A 14903-nucleotide genomic window follows, 5' to 3' on the forward strand; every position below is an offset into this window, starting at 1 on the left:
TCGGGCCGAACAGAATGCGACACGAGGCATCAGGACATGAGCAGTAATTTCCACGCATCGACCGTGGATTGGCTGGGTGCCTGGATTGCTGCAGGCAACGTCCTGCCGGGTCAGACCCTGAAGGTGGAAGCGGCGCTGTGTGAAGAATTGGGCGTCAGTCGCACGGTATTGCGGGAGGCGATCAAGACGTTGGTGGCCAAAGGGTTGCTGGAAGTCGGTCCCAAGGTGGGCACACGCGTACTGCCGTTGCGTTCCTGGAACCTGTTCGACCCTCAGGTCGTCGGCTGGCTGGCACGCAAGGGGCTTCCGGAAGCCTTCGTGAAGGACCTGCTGGACTTGCGCAGAACCATCGAGCCGATGGCCGTACGCTGGGCGTGCGACCGGGCCACAGCGCAACAGATTGACGAGATTCGCGAAGCGTACCGGTTGCTGGAAGCATCGGTGACTGACAAAGGTGATTACAACCTCGCTGATCGACACTTTCACGAGGCAGTCCTGGCAGCCAGTCACAATCGCTTCATTGAACAGATGCTGCCTGCGCTGGGTGCTTTACTGGCCGTATCGTTCGAGGTTACCTCGGGGATGCCGGGCCAGTTGGGCAAGACCCTTCCGCTGCACAGGGACCTGGCTGAAGCCATTGCTACACGTGATTCCGGGCGGGGCGTATGGGCCTGCATGAGCCTGATAGAACAGGCGGCAGAGGTGATCGACACCTACTTTCTGCGGCAGAAGGGAGCCTGTGACGCGATACCTTGAGCACTGGATATTCGCTTGAACGATTGAATGCTGCATCACACTGAAAAGTACCTTTTACAACAATAACAAAGGACATTTTCATGAACTGGTTGCCCGTCTCCGAGCACCGATTCAAGCTGGGCGAAGGCTCCTTCTGGGACGTCGAACAGCAGGCCCTGTACTGGGTCGACATCTCGGGCTTTCTCGCCAGCAGACTCCTTGATGGCGAATACCGCCAATGGCGCATGCCCGAGCCGGTGTCCGCCTTTATCCCCACCAAAAGGGGCGATGCACTGGTGACACTGGCCAGCGGCGTCTACCGACTGGACCTGAATTCGACGAAAACATCTCTCTCGCTGTTCTGCGTCGCCGATCCGGTTTCCGGCAACCGTGCCAACGAATCGCGCTGCGATGCGCAGGGCCGCCTCTGGCTGGGCAGCATGCAGAACAACATCGACGCTGAAGGCGGGGACGTGCCGTTGGTGCGCCGCTCGGGCGGGTTGTTCCGGATCGATGCCGATGCGAACGTCACGCGCCTGCTGGACCGGCAGGGCATCGTCAATACCTTGCTGTGGAACGCCTCGGCTGACGTGCTGTACAGCGCCGACACGCTGGATGAAGTCATCTATCAATACCCGATTCTGCCGGACGGCAGCCTTGGACCGCGCAAGGTCTGGGCGGCCGAGCACTCCCGTGGCTCGCCCGACGGTTCGGCGATGGACGCCGAAGGCTATGTCTGGAATGCCCGTTGGGGCGGCAGCTGCCTGATTCGATTCGCACCTGACGGCAGCGTTGATCGAGTGATCGATCTGCCTGTCAGCCATCCCACCAGTTGTGTGTTTGGTGGGCCTGAACTCAAAACCATCTACGTCACCAGCGCTGCGCCTGCGGATGCAAAGGGTGAGTGTGATGGTGCGTTGCTGATGGCTGACGTAGGCATCCAGGGGCTCGAATGCACCCGGTTTGCCGGTTGATGAAGGTCGTTGAACGGTTACGTCACGTATCGCTTCCGAGTCTGGCAGTGATGGAGTGACATTCGGTTACATTGCGGTCAATCATAATATGGTATGACTATTGAACCGGTTTTCAGATGCCTCCGCATCCGGGAATCGCCACCTTGCTGAACGCTGTAGCTATTCAATAAAAATAAGGAGTTAGCTATGTTGAGTCGTCACGGGATTCGTTCCCTGTGCTGTGCCGCTGTCACCACCGCCATCATGAGCATGAGTGGCATTACCTCTGCTGCCGACGAAGTCAAGATCGGTTTCCTCGTCAAACAGGCCGAAGAACCCTGGTTCCAGACCGAATGGGCCTTTGCCGAAAAAGCAGGCAAGGAACACGGTTTCACCGTGCTCAAGATCGCCGTGCCGGACGGTGAAAAAACCCTGGCTGCCATCGATAACCTCGCCGCCAACGGCGCCAAGGGCTTCGTGATCTGCCCACCGGACGTTTCCCTCGGCCCTGCCATCGTGGCCAAGGCCAAGGCGCTGGGCCTGAAAGTCATGGCCGTCGATGACCGCTTCGTCGATGCCAATGGCAAGTTCATGGAAGACGTTCCGTATCTTGGTATGGCCGCTTTCGAAGTCGGTCAGAAGCAAGGTGCCGCCATGGCCACCGAAGCCAAGAATCGCAAGTGGGATGACAACGAGTGGAAGGGCACTTACGCGATCATCAACACGTACAACGAGCTGGACACGGGCAAGAAGCGCACCGACGGTTCTGTCGACGCGCTGAAAAAAGCGGGTCTTCCTGAGAAGAACATTCTGTTCACTGCACAGAAAACCCTCGATGTGCCTGGCAGCATGGACGCCACCAACTCCGCGTTGCCCAAACTGCCGGGTGATGCCAAGAATCTGATCATCGGCGGCATGAACGACAACACCGTACTGGGCGGCGTACGTGCCACGGCCAGCAACGGCTTCAGCGCGGACAACGTGATCGGTATCGGCATCAACGGTACTGACGCCATTGATGAGCTGAAGAAAAAGAAAAGCGGCTTCTTCGGTTCGATGCTGCCCAGCCCGGACAAGGAAGGCTACAACACCGCCAAGTACATGTATGAGTGGATCAAGGACGGCAAAGAGCCGCCCAAGTACACCGCCATGGACGACGTGACGCTGATCACCCGCGCCAACTTCCAGGAAGAACTGACCAAGATCGGTTTGTGGAAGTGAGCTGAACGGGGGGCCTGAAACAGGCCCCTCAATTGCGCGAGGAGGTGGGTGTGATGCAACAGGCTATCAAAACGAATACCACAACAGGTGCCCTGCGCTTTAACGGCATCGGCAAGGTGTTCCCCGGCGTGAAAGCGCTCTCGGACATCAGCTTCGAAGCGCGCCCCGGCAGCGTTCATGCGTTGATGGGCGAAAACGGCGCGGGCAAGTCCACGCTGCTCAAGATTCTGGGCGGCTCTTACCAGCCGAACAGCGGCACCCTGCAGATCGGCGACCAGACCCATCAGTTCAAATCCACCGCTGACAGCATCGCAGCGGGTGTGGCAGTGATTCACCAGGAACTGCATCTGGTGCCGGAAATGACGGTTGCCGAAAACCTGCTGTTGGGCCATATGCCCAGCCGCTTCGGCTTGATCAATCGCGGCGCCATGCGGCGTCGTGCTGCAGAATTGCTCAAAGGGCTGGCTGACGAGATCGATCCGGGCACGCGCCTTGGTGATCTTTCACTCGGTCAGCGGCAGTTGGTGGAAATCGCCAAGGCCATGTCGCGCAACGCTCATGTGATTGCCTTCGACGAACCGACCAGCAGCCTGTCGGCACGCGAGATCGACCGTCTGATGGCAATCATCGTCCGCTTGCGTGACGAGGGGCGAGTCATTCTTTACGTGTCGCACCGCATGGAAGAAATCTTCCGCGTCTGCGATGCCGTGACGGTTTTCAAGGACGGACGCTTCGTGCGCACCTTCGAACAAATGGCCGACCTGGACCACGATCGTCTGGTGACCTGCATGGTCGGGCGCGATATTCAGGACATCTACAATTATCGTCCACGTCAGCATCAGGGGCCGAGCCTGCGGGTCACCGGTCTCATGGGGGCGGGTCTTCAGGAACCGGTCAGCTTTGCGGTCGAGAAGGGCGAAGTACTGGGTTTCTTTGGTCTGGTCGGTGCCGGTCGTACCGAGCTGTTTCGTTTGCTGTCCGGGTTGACCCGCAGCACTGCCGGTTCGCTGCAGCTGGACGGCAAGCCTCTGACCCTCAAGTCGCCGCGTGATGCCATCGCTGCAGGCATTCTGCTCTGCCCGGAAGACCGCAAGAAAGAAGGCATCGTGCCGCTGTCCAGCGTCGCCGAAAACATCAACATCGGTGCCCGTCCACGACACGTCAGTCTGGGCTGCCTGATCCAGGGCCGTTGGGAGCGTGACAACGCGAAGGGCCAGATTCAGGCCATGAACGTCAAGACGCCTTCGCCCGAACAGCAAATCATGTACCTGTCCGGCGGCAACCAGCAGAAAGCCATTCTGGGCCGCTGGCTGTCGATGCCGATGAAGGTGCTGTTGCTGGACGAGCCGACCCGCGGCATCGACATCGGCGCCAAGTCCGAGATTTACCAGATCATTCACAACCTCGCGGCCGATGGCATTGCTGTGATCGTGGTGTCCAGTGACCTGATGGAAGTGATGGGTATTTCCGACCGAATTCTGGTGATGAGCGAAGGCGCCATTACCGGTGAACTGAACCGCGACGAGGCTGAAGAGTCGCGACTCCTGCAACTGGCTCTGCCACGCACGCGCGGCTGAACAACTGGTCCCTGACCATGAACAATAAAAAAGAGGTGCGTATGTCTACCGAATCCAGCCTGCGGGCTCCCCGTCAGGGCTTGAACCTGCGCCGTTTTGCCGATGAGTGGGTCATGCTGCTGGCCGCCGTGGGCATCTTCCTGCTGTGCGCAGTGTTCATCGACAACTTCATGTCACCTTTGAACATGCGCGGCCTGGGCCTGGCGATTTCCACTGTGGGCATCGCTGCCTGCACCATGCTCTATTGCCTGGCGTCCGGTCACTTCGACCTGTCGATCGGCTCGGTGCTGGCCTGCTCCGGCGTCATCGCCGGGATCGTGATCCGCGACACCGACAGCGTGTTTCTGGGCGTGTCGGCTGCTCTGGCGATGGGCCTGGTGGTAGGGCTGATCAACGGCATCGTGATCGCCAAACTCAGGATCAACGCCTTGATTGCCACGCTAGCGACCATGCAGATCGTGCGCGGTCTGGCGTACATTTTCTCCAACGGCAAGGCGGTCGGTGTATCCAACGAAGATTTCTTCGTGTTTGGTAACGGCCAGCTGTACGGCGTGCCGGTGCCGATCCTGATCACCATCGTCTGCTTCATCTTCTTCGGCTGGCTGCTCAACTACACCACCTACGGGCGCAACACCATGGCCATCGGCGGCAACCAGGAAGCCGCGCTGCTGGCGGGTGTCCACGTTGACCGCACCAAGATCATCATCTTCGCGGTACACGGCCTGATTGGCGCGCTGGCGGGCGTCGTGCTGGCCTCACGTATGACCTCGGGCCAGCCGATGGTCGGGCAGGGCTTCGAACTGACGGTCATCTCGGCCTGCGTACTGGGCGGTGTCTCGCTCAGCGGCGGCATCGGCATGATCCGCCACGTGATTGCGGGTGTGCTGATTCTGGCAATCATCGAGAACGCGATGAACCTGAAGAACATCGACACCTTCTACCAGTACGTGATTCGCGGCACCATCCTGCTGCTGGCGGTGATCATTGACCGCATGAAGCGTCGCTGACTGTCACACGTCGACAGATGATCGTTCCCACGCTCTGCGCTCATCGTTATACACAAGTCTGTCAAACACTGATCGTGCCCATCGCTCCGCGTGGGCATGCCTCCCGTGACGCTCCGCGTCACACATGGCACAGATTGCGGATTCAGTGAGCCGAGCGCATGGCTCAAGCCACCTTTTCGCCCCTCGGCGACTTACTTTGAGAGGCCAAAGTAAGCAAAGCCTTTTGCTCCGGTTGCGGCCCCGGCTTCGCCGGGGTTCCTTCGTCCTGACACTGATTCGGGGGTCGCTGCAAACGGGCCATCCATGGCCCAGTGCAGCTCAATCGGCATCCATGCCGATTGCCCCCCGAATCAGCGCCAGGACTCAGCCTTCACCCACGTCGCGATCTGCGGTGTTCATGCCATCGCGCTACAAAAGCACATCAATACCGCTGCCTCTCCGGATAGCCAGATGACTTGTGTATAACGATGAGTGCTCTGCGTGGGTATGCCGCCCGCGACGCTCTGCGTCCGCTCTCGAATGTGGCGCAGATGTTTGCCCAAGCTCCGGCGTTATGCACGTCATCTCGCTATATTCCCGAGCGACAACTAAGATCCATGCCACGTGCTGCTCTTCAGTCACGGCAGTTCATGGCAGATTGGTCGTTTTGGATATTCAGCGGGCAGGTGTCTCACCGTTTGGATGTTCATTGCACGCCAGCAATCTGTTGCATCAACAGTGCTGGCTATATCGCTGGATGCGTTATGTCGATGCCTGATGTTTCTGCGCAACGTCATTCGACAGTCAAAAGACTGGTCGCGTGTTTCGTTGTGATTGTGATCGTTTCAATTCTCTCGGTATTCGTCTGGGTGAGTTGGCAAAGTTACGACCAGCACATTCGTGAAGGTGAGGGCAATGTCGCCAACCTGGCGCGAGCCGCCGCCCAGCATGCAGAGGATGCGGTCAGGGAAATCGATGCGGTTTCCGCCGGTGTACTCGAGCGAATCGAGTGGTATGGGGTCGATTCCATGGACAAGGAGCGGCTGCGCACTGTCTTCAAGAAGCGCTCGGACCTGATGCCGCAGATTCATGGCTTCTTCGTGTACGACAAGGATGGAAACTGGCTGCTTACCGACAAGGATTCGATTCCTGTGTCAGCCAACAATGCGGACCGGGATTATTTCATCTACCACAGGGCTCATCCCGGCGACCGGGAGATGCATGTCAGCAAGGTCGTCAAGAGTCGCTCGACCGGTGATTATGTCGTGCCTCTTTCCAGGCGAATCGATAATCCCGACGGCAGTTTTGCGGGCGTATTTCTGGTCACGATGTCCATCGAGTACTTCAACCAGTATTACGCGGGCTTCCATCTGGACGACAACGGTATTTTCCTGATCTCACTTGATGACGGCACAATTCTCACGCGTCGACCTTTCTTCGAAAACCTTATCGGTGCAAGTGTCGCGAAGGGGAATGTGTTCATGGATCACTTGCCCTATGCCAGATCAGGTATTGCGCACATCAAATCCGTGATCGATAACATGGAAAGAATCAACGGATACGTGAGTATCGATCACTATCCTCTGGTGGTTCAGGCCGGCATGTCGAAGGATGGAATTCTGACGCCCTGGCATCATCAGCTGTATACCTCTCTGGCCTTTGTCAGTCTGGTCACCCTCGGGATTCTGGTCTTTGCGTACGCGCTCATGCGACAGATAAGGATCGGTGACGCGCTGCAAACGCAGCTGGAAGGCACTCAAGTCATCCTGCAGAAAATGGCGGCTGAAGACAGTCTGACCGGACTGCTCAACCGAAGAAGCCTGGATGAGCTGCTGCCACTCGAGCTTGAGCGCGCAGAGAAGGCCCGAACCCGAATCAGCCTGCTCATGCTGGATATCGATCACTTCAAATCCTACAACGATCTTTATGGGCATCCTGCGGGTGATGCCTGCATCAAGGAGGTTGCGGGTGCCCTGCAGGCGGCGGTCCGGCGACCGCAGGATCTGGCGGTTCGTTATGGCGGGGAAGAGTTCACCGCTCTGCTGCCCAACACTGACCGCGAGGGTGCCATGCGCATCGCCCAGGAAATTCGCACACAGCTGGAGTCGCTTCACATCGAGCATGCGGGAAACGCCACGGGAGCGGTTACTGTCAGCATCGGCGCCATGACGGTAGACAACGCAGCCGGCATGACGCCGCAGGCCATGCTCAAGTCCGCCGATAATGCACTCTACGAAGCCAAACATCTCGGTCGTAATCAGGTGCGCTTCGCGACCACCTTTGATACGTCCGGCACCGACGCCTTGGCATGAGTCCGGATTGCAACCATTAAGCGTGCGTTGTTTCGCCGGTTTCAGGCAATGGGCTGAAGTCCAGGCGGGCGCAGGTACCCAGCGTCGGCATCGATTCCAGGGTCAGGCGCCAGTGAAAACGATCACAGATACGTCGCACCAGGAATAACCCCAATCCTTTTCCTGTCCCCGCTTTGGTCGACTGTCTGACCATGGTCAGGTAGCGCCGGGACGCTTCGGCCGTGTCGAAGCCCTCGCCTGAATCGGTCACGCTGACAATGCCGTCCTTGAGCCTTACTGCAATGGTGCCGTCGTAGGTGTTCTCGGCGGCATTGCGCAGCAGGTTGCCAATAGCGATGCGCAGCATGGCTTCCGGGGCGGACACGGTCAGGGTTTCATGGATGTGGATGGAGAACCGGACCGGTTTACCGTCCAGCAGGTGTTCATGATCCTTGATCAGCGCCGGCAACAGGCGGTCCAGTTCGATGGGGTCGTCCGCTTTGGCCACCTTCGGCTCGCGGGAAAGAAAGAGCAGGGCGACCATGATCTCCGTGAGGTTTTCCACCGTGGCGCGCATGCGTTGCAAAGGCGGCGTGGCAGTGGCTGGCAGCGTTTGCCGGTCCAGCACATCCAGCGCGCCGCTGATCACGGCAATCGGCGTGCGGAATTCATGGCTGGCCTGATCCAGCAGGCTGCGCTCGCGCGCCATGAATTGCTCGACCCGCTCCAGATGCGCATTGATGCCGCTGGCGATCTCCTGAAGTTCTTGCTGAACGTAGTGCACCGGCAGGCGCTGCGCAGGTCGTTCCGGATCAAGTTGTTTCATGCGATGGGCCAGTTCCTGAACCGGGCGACGCATGCGCACGTACAGCCAGGCAATCGCACAAATGATCAGCACCAGATTCAATAGCAGGTACAGGGCCCCGATCAGCGCAATCCTGTTCTGCTGGTGCTCCAGATCGCTGATGTCGATGGCGGCGATCATGCGTCCGGATTCGAGCGCTGTGACCAGTACGGCATAATCCGAATCACCGGGAAACCAGAGGCCGTTGTCCAGATCGCCTTCGCTGTAAAAACCCGGCCTAAGCGCTGTGAATTCTGCAGGCATGTCAGGTGCATTTCTGTCGCTCGTAAGTGTCCAGACCCTGATTCTGCCCATGTCCTGTGCAGCGGGCTGCGAAGGTGACTTCAGCGCGCTTTGCGTCGCGGTTTCCAGCAACTCTTTCCAGACTGGATGGTCGATGAGATGCTGACTCATGGAGGCTTGAGTCGCCAGACCGGCCGTCATCAGCAGACCGAAACCGACCAGAATCAGACTGATCAGCTGGTGCAGGCTGCCGCGGCTGCCGAAGAAGTCGGTCATGACAGCACGCACAGACGAAAGCCGACACCCGATACCGTGTGCAACAGCCGGTTCCCGGCCGCGCAATCGCTGTCGATGGTCCTTCTGAGCAAATGCATGTGCGAGCGCAGCAGATCGCCGTCCGGCACTCGATCTCCCCACACCAGCGCCTCAAGCTGGGGCCGCGTGACAACGTCGGGCGAGTTGCGCATCAGCACCTCCAGGAGGGTTCGTCTTATGGGCGAGAAGGGCAACTGCTTTCCCGCTCGCGTAATGGTCTGCGTGCCCAGATCGAACCTCAGATCGCCAACCTCCAGCGTCTGTCGCACATTGGAACGTGGCTGACTGCGCGCCGCCAGCACCCGGAGACGGATTTCAAGTTCAGGCAGTGCAAGAGGCTTGACGATGTAATCGTCCGCCCCGGATTCGAAGCCTTCCAGTTTGTCTTCCAACTGATCTTTGGCCGTCAGCAGCATCACCGGAGTCGGGCTACCCATCTCATGACGAAGGTGGTGCAGCAGTGCGATGCCGTCCATGCGCGGCATCATCCAGTCCAGCACGATCACGTCGTAGGTGTTCTCCAGCAGCAGGCGTGTGGCGGCCTTGCCGTCGGGCGCTGCATCGGGCGTGTGACCGCAGGCCTCCAGGTAGTCGAACATGTTGGCCGCCAGGGCCAGATTGTCTTCGACGATTAACACGCTCAGTGAACGCTCGATCATGAGGGGCTGGAACTCTGCTGTATCGTTGATGATTCAGTCTGACAGGCATCAGAACTTGCGTGAAATACCGATAAACATTGATGTCGAGCTGTTGGTTCCATCCTCCACCAGCGGGCTGTCGGCAAGTTCGTCAGGGAGGCTGGTGTAGCGGATATTGCCGGACACTTCCCACTGTTTGCCGATGGGTTGAGAGAAGCCCAGGCCAATGTAGGAAACGTTGGCGCTTCCCGGCCGGTAGCGTGTTATGCCGCGCTGCTCTTCCTTGTTCAGGGTGCCGAAGTAGTAATCGACCAGATTGGCGGACATGTGCGTGGCGCCGATATGAGGCTTGAAGCGCGTTTCGCCCCAACGGATCGGATACGCGTATTCAAGGTTCATCGAGTAGCCATCGCTGGTACCGCTGATGTCTGATTTCGCGACCAGCTCGAGTTGCCCGCCGCTGCCCCGCAGACTGGCTGCAAGACCGGCGTCGAAGCCATTGTCGCGGTCCTCCAGCAGATCGCGGTCGATGCCATTTCTGGCCAACTCACGGCGACCGAAGTCATCGCGATCAATGCCGTCCATGTTCAGAGACACGATGGCATCCAGGGAAAATACGCCGGTATCCACCAGATGATAGCCGCCGGTTATGCCGTGCAGAAAAAAGCTGTCGCTGTCGTACTTGATCAGCGGCAGCGGATTGACCTGCGTGCCGGCTCCGGCATAAGGGCTCTCGTTTATGGCTGCACCAAGACCAAGGCTCAGGCTCGACTGCTCGGCGAACGCAGCCTCGAAAGGCAACATGGGAAAGGTGAGGGCGGCGAAGGCGGATACGGACAGTCTTTTCATCACAATCAGTTCTCGAGGGGTGAGCTTCAGTTGCAGATGAGTGTGGAGGTGACGCTGTCGTTTCCGTGTCGCGGCGGCGCAACGTGACCTGGCCCGATCTTCAGCCATCGGAGCCTGGTTCAGGGGCGGGCCTGTGCAGATAGTTTTCAATCAGGGTAACCACTTCTGGAACGAAGTCGGGTCGTGCGAGGAGTGCAGGCCGGTCGGCGGTGACGGTGTGGATGATTGCGTGGGCTGCAACGCCCATCAGATAGATTGACAGGTCCGGGTCGGGCACATTCTTCATGAGCGGCGTCAGGACTTCTGCAAAGCGCCGTTGCAGCGTATCTCTGTCGGTATCCAATCGTCGCACCGTCAGTGGCAATTCCTCATGAATGGCCTTGTGCACGGCAGGTGCAACGCGATGCTCGGCGACGAGCATCTCGACGATCATGGTCAGGGCACCTCGAAGCGTGGGCGACTCTGGCAGGTCTTGCAATACGTTCACCAGATCGGTGCGCGTGGCGGCAACGTGTCGTCGTTGCAACTCGGCAATAATCGCCTCCTTGTTCGGAAAGAACTGATACAGCGAGCCGATGTTGACACCCGCACGTTCGGCAATCGCATTAGTGGTGAGGCCATCCCAGCCGACTTTGGTCAAAATGTAAGTCGTTGCTTGAATTATCGCGTCAACGGTCGCACGAGAGCGCGCCTGAGCCGGTGTTTTTCTGGGTTTGACGGATGTTCGGCTTTTGCTCATGGGGCGCTCCGGAACATGAGTTTTTAAAAACTAAGTATTAACTTACGATTTGAGTCGTGAAAACACAACGTTCTTCACGTACCGAGAATCGAATCATGAACACACCTGATCCCGTACTTGCGTGGGAAGCCTTTCAGGCCGCGAATCGCTTTCGTCGAGCCATCCGGAAATTCAACGCCACCCCTGTTGCCGAAAGTGACGTGCAGGCTCTGCTGTCGGAAGCGGCTTTTGCACCTTCCAGCGGTAACATGCAGCCTTACCAGTTGCACTGGATTCGCGACCCTGTGTTGAAGGCCAACATGGCGGAGGCCTGTAACGGACAGAAAGCCGCTGCAACGGCAGCCGAATTCATCGTGGTGGTCGCAAGCCCCGCACTGGGCCTGCGTACCGCCAATGCACAGCTTGAGCATGTCGAAGGCTCAACAGGACTGGAGGAAAACTCCAAAGCTTATTACCGCAAGCAAATCGGCATGTTCCAGAAGGTTCTCGGAATCGGCTCTTGCGCGCTGTGGTCGCCCTTTGTCGCCTTTGCAGCGCTCCTGCGTCCGACGCTTTCCCTGATTCCCATAGGCCATCTGGGTGGTCGTCAATGGGCGGCCCGCAACGCAATTTTTGCCGCTCAGACCCTGATGCTGGCTGCCGCCGCAAAAGGCATTGACACCTGCCCCATGGAAGGCTTTTCCGCCTCACAGGTTGCCAGGCTGCTGAACATTCCACGTGGCTCCGTGATTCCGCTGGTCGTCGCACTCGGCTATCGGTCGGACGACGCCAGGATCGAGACGCGGTGGCGCAACCCGATATCGGAACTCGTCATTTCACATTGATCGCGCACCCGTTCCGACCGTTGCCGGATCGGTGTGGCGAGCATTGCGCGTGCCACTGACGGCTTGATGTGCCTTTACGTTCGGTTACCCAAATGAATTCCAGAATTTTATGTGACGCGAGCCTGCGCGGAAGGCGCTCGCTCGCTGGTCCGTGGTACTGGCGACTGTCGATACACGCACTGGGCATGGCGATGCTGGTGTCAGGCGGGTGTGCCTTGCAGCCGGCCTATGTGACACCCCCGCTGGCGACGCCAACCGCCTGGAGCGCACAGCGTGAGCTGTCTGAAAGACAGACTGTCGGAGGGGATGCCTCTTGGTGGCATCTTCTTCACGATGATGCCATCGACGCTCTGACCAAGGCGGCGTTTGCCGACAATCCGACCCTCATCCAGGCGTTGAGCCGGGTTGAAGAAGCCAGAGCTGACCTGGGCGTCAAAGGGGCAGCCACGATGCCTGCCGTTGACCTGGACGCCAACGTTACCCGGGCAAAGAGTCGCAACACCTCGCCGATTCAGTCAGGCGTGACGATGCTGAGTAACTCGGCCTCGGCAGGGCCTGCGTTCAGCTGGGAACTTGACTTGTTCGGTCGGATCAGTCAGTCGGTGGACGCGGCCCGGGATCACCTGGACGCCCGAACAGCAGATGCCGCTTCAACGCGTCTCGCACTGGCTGCCGATGTCGCGAACGATGTGCTGTCGCTGCGTGCCTGCGAGAACTCACGGCGCGTATGGCTTGACGATATCGCCTCGCGGGAGAAAACACTGTCGCTGACCCGACTGCGTCTGAACACCGGGCTTGCCAGCTCGGTTGATGAGGCACGAATCCTCACAGGCCTGGCAAGTTCGCGCACCAGCCTGGCGACCCAGGTCGATCAATGTGCCCGTCAGGTCAATGCGCTGGTGGCGTTGACTGGCCAGAGTTCAGACGTTGTTCGTCGGCATGTCGGTATCACGCAGGCGGGACCCGGCGTAGATCAAGTGTTCATGCCGCGTGCACCTCGTGCGCTGCCCGAGCTGCCTGCCACGGTTCTGGCATCACACCCCGACGTTGTTTCAGCCGAAAGAGAAGCAGCAGCAGCCTGGGCCGATATCGCAGTGGCCCGCGCTGACCGATTGCCGCGTATCGATCTGGCGGCGGCCCTCAGCGGACAATGGATTCGCGCTGCAGGCTCAAGCCTCGATTTCAACACCTGGTCCATTGGCCCGAGCCTGACCGGTCCGCTCTTCGATGGCGGGGCGGGGGCGGCAAATGTCAGGAGTGCCCAGGCTCGCTACACGCGTGCCACTGCCAATTTGCAGGCCACGGTTCGCACCACGACCGAGGACGTGGAGAACGCGCTGGCCGAGCAGGTCTCGGCAGCAGCGCGGGTGACCTCGACCCGGGAGGGTGTCGATGCCGCCCATACCACGTTCACTGTCAGTAACGACCAATGGAAAGCCGGAGCGATCAGCCTGTTCGAGCTGGAAGACAGCCGCCGACAGTTCGCCTCGGCACAGGACGCAGAAATCTCCGCCCGGCGCGATCAGGGACAAGCCTGGATCGCGCTCGTCAAAGCCACGGGCGCTGCTATTACCTTGACCCCGGACACCACCTCTCATGAATAAGTTATCGATCCTGGCCTCACTTTTCGGCCGCCGGTTACTGAGCCTGATCGTGCCGTGCGCGATGCTGATCACCGGCGGTGTGCTGTATATGCGGCCGACCGAAGCGACCCCGTCAACCCACCAGCCTGCTCCGGCGCTGACCGTGACCGTCGCCGCAGCAGTCGACACTCGTTGGCCCACGATCATCGAAGCCAGTGGCTCGGTTGCACCCTGGGAAGAGGCCGTGATCGGCGCTCAGGTTGCCAATCTCAGGCTGACGGACTTGCGCGCCAACGTGGGGGATCGTGTGAAGCGTGGGCAGTTGCTCGCCACCTTCGATGCCGACTTGTTGAGCGCCGATGAAGAGCGACTCAAGGCCAACTGGCTACAGGCCGATGCCAACCGCAAGCGTGCGTTGCTGTTGAAAGGCACGGGCGGCATGAGCGATCAGGACGTGCTTCAGTATGAAACCCAAGCCGATGTCACTCGAGCTCAATTGACCAGCACGCAGTTGCAATTGCGCTATGCCAGAGTCATTGCTCCCGACGACGGCGTGATCAGCGCACGCAGCGCCACAACAGGCGCTGTTTACGGTAATGGACAGGAGTTATTTCGTCTGATTCGCCAAGGCCGTCTGGAGTGGCGCGGCGAGCTGAATGCGGGACAAATGGCTCAGGTGCAGTCGGGTCAGCGCATCGACCTCCAATTGCCTGACGGTACGTCCGCGTCCGCCAGCATCCGCGAGTTGGCCCCCAGCCTGGACAGCCAGACCCGGCTTGGCCTGGCCTATGCCGACATCGATCCCGGCAGCACAGCGCGTGCCGGCATGTACGCCATCGGCAAGGTGAGTCTGGCCGAACGTCCTGCGGTGATCGTCCCGGCGGCCAGCGCGGTGATTCGCGATGGCCGCAGCTACGTGCCGATACTGCTCGGCGATAACCGCATCAGCCTGCAGGCGGTGACGGTGGGGCGGCGGCAGGACAGCCATGTCGAGATTCTGTCCGGCATCGCCGCAGGAGACCGGGTCGCGGTGCAGGGCGCCGGTTTTCTGAACGATGGCGACCTGGTCAACGTTGCCGCAACACCTGCGCAAGCGGGGGAGTGA

The 14903-nt window shown here is 59.4% G+C and carries 13 protein-coding genes; 9 read left to right on the top strand and 4 right to left on the bottom strand.

The genetic code is table 11. From position 1 onward, the window contains the following. The first annotated feature begins 36 nt into the window (after nucleotides 1–36). The 6 genes from CFBP1590_RS12170 (at nucleotide 37) to CFBP1590_RS12195 (ending at nucleotide 7784) form a co-directional block, all read left to right on the top strand. The gene (locus tag CFBP1590_RS12170; RefSeq protein ID WP_088235117.1) at nucleotides 37–756 is read left to right on the top strand and encodes a FadR/GntR family transcriptional regulator; all 720 of its coding nucleotides are present in this window, start codon (nucleotides 37–39) and stop codon (nucleotides 754–756) included. An 80-nt stretch (nucleotides 757–836) separates the two neighbouring features. Next, the gene (locus tag CFBP1590_RS12175) at nucleotides 837–1709 is read left to right on the top strand and encodes an SMP-30/gluconolactonase/LRE family protein (protein WP_088235118.1); all 873 of its coding nucleotides are present in this window, start codon (nucleotides 837–839) and stop codon (nucleotides 1707–1709) included. Nucleotides 1710–1895: 186 nt separating this feature from the next. Beyond that, nucleotides 1896–2909: a substrate-binding domain-containing protein gene (locus CFBP1590_RS12180; protein WP_088235119.1), complete on the top strand. Its 1014-nt coding sequence runs from the start codon at nucleotides 1896–1898 to the stop codon at nucleotides 2907–2909. A 53-nt stretch (nucleotides 2910–2962) separates the two neighbouring features. Beyond that, nucleotides 2963–4486, top strand: a complete 1524-nt coding sequence (araG, locus tag CFBP1590_RS12185) for an L-arabinose ABC transporter ATP-binding protein AraG (protein WP_088235120.1) — start codon at nucleotides 2963–2965, stop codon at nucleotides 4484–4486. A gap of 41 nt (nucleotides 4487–4527) precedes the next feature. Further along, nucleotides 4528–5493, top strand: a complete 966-nt coding sequence (gene araH, locus CFBP1590_RS12190; protein ID WP_004882171.1) for an L-arabinose ABC transporter permease AraH — start codon at nucleotides 4528–4530, stop codon at nucleotides 5491–5493. A gap of 530 nt (nucleotides 5494–6023) precedes the next feature. Beyond that, nucleotides 6024–7784 (top strand): sensor domain-containing diguanylate cyclase, encoded by a 1761-nt coding sequence (locus CFBP1590_RS12195; RefSeq protein ID WP_231991865.1) that lies wholly within the window; start codon nucleotides 6024–6026, stop codon nucleotides 7782–7784. A gap of 16 nt (nucleotides 7785–7800) precedes the next feature. Here the strand turns inward: CFBP1590_RS12195 and CFBP1590_RS12200 are convergent, their stop codons facing one another. The 4 genes from CFBP1590_RS12200 to CFBP1590_RS12215 all read right to left on the bottom strand — a co-directional run bounded on the left by CFBP1590_RS12200 (nucleotide 7801) and on the right by CFBP1590_RS12215 (nucleotide 11391). Further along, the gene (locus CFBP1590_RS12200; RefSeq protein WP_029244493.1) at nucleotides 7801–9126 is read right to left on the bottom strand and encodes a sensor histidine kinase; all 1326 of its coding nucleotides are present in this window, start codon (nucleotides 9124–9126) and stop codon (nucleotides 7801–7803) included. After that, the gene (locus tag CFBP1590_RS12205; protein WP_025994016.1) at nucleotides 9123–9824 is read right to left on the bottom strand and encodes a response regulator transcription factor; all 702 of its coding nucleotides are present in this window, start codon (nucleotides 9822–9824) and stop codon (nucleotides 9123–9125) included. The genes CFBP1590_RS12200 and CFBP1590_RS12205 overlap by 4 nt, the downstream gene beginning before the upstream one ends. A gap of 48 nt (nucleotides 9825–9872) precedes the next feature. Next, nucleotides 9873–10652, bottom strand: coding sequence for a MipA/OmpV family protein (locus CFBP1590_RS12210; RefSeq protein WP_032632683.1), 780 nt, complete (start codon nucleotides 10650–10652; stop codon nucleotides 9873–9875). Between the two features lie 100 nt (nucleotides 10653–10752). After that, nucleotides 10753–11391 carry a TetR/AcrR family transcriptional regulator gene (locus tag CFBP1590_RS12215; protein WP_025994018.1) on the bottom strand — a complete coding sequence of 213 codons (639 nt, stop codon included), beginning with the start codon at nucleotides 11389–11391 and terminating at the stop codon, nucleotides 10753–10755. 95 nt (nucleotides 11392–11486) lie between these two features. Between CFBP1590_RS12215 and CFBP1590_RS12220 the strand changes: the two genes are divergently transcribed. The 3 genes from CFBP1590_RS12220 (at nucleotide 11487) to CFBP1590_RS12230 (ending at nucleotide 14903) form a co-directional block, all read left to right on the top strand. Then, nucleotides 11487–12215, top strand: a complete 729-nt coding sequence (locus CFBP1590_RS12220) for a nitroreductase family protein (protein ID WP_029244495.1) — start codon at nucleotides 11487–11489, stop codon at nucleotides 12213–12215. 92 nt (nucleotides 12216–12307) lie between these two features. Further along, nucleotides 12308–13819, top strand: a complete 1512-nt coding sequence (locus tag CFBP1590_RS12225) for an efflux transporter outer membrane subunit (RefSeq protein WP_231500911.1) — start codon at nucleotides 12308–12310, stop codon at nucleotides 13817–13819. Next, complete coding sequence (locus CFBP1590_RS12230) at nucleotides 13812–14903, top strand: efflux RND transporter periplasmic adaptor subunit (protein WP_025994021.1); 1092 nt, start codon at nucleotides 13812–13814, stop codon at nucleotides 14901–14903. The genes CFBP1590_RS12225 and CFBP1590_RS12230 overlap by 8 nt, the downstream gene beginning before the upstream one ends.

The sequence above is a fragment of the Pseudomonas viridiflava genome (assembly GCF_900184295.1).
GTDB classification, from domain to species: Bacteria; Pseudomonadota; Gammaproteobacteria; order Pseudomonadales; family Pseudomonadaceae; genus Aquipseudomonas; species Aquipseudomonas viridiflava.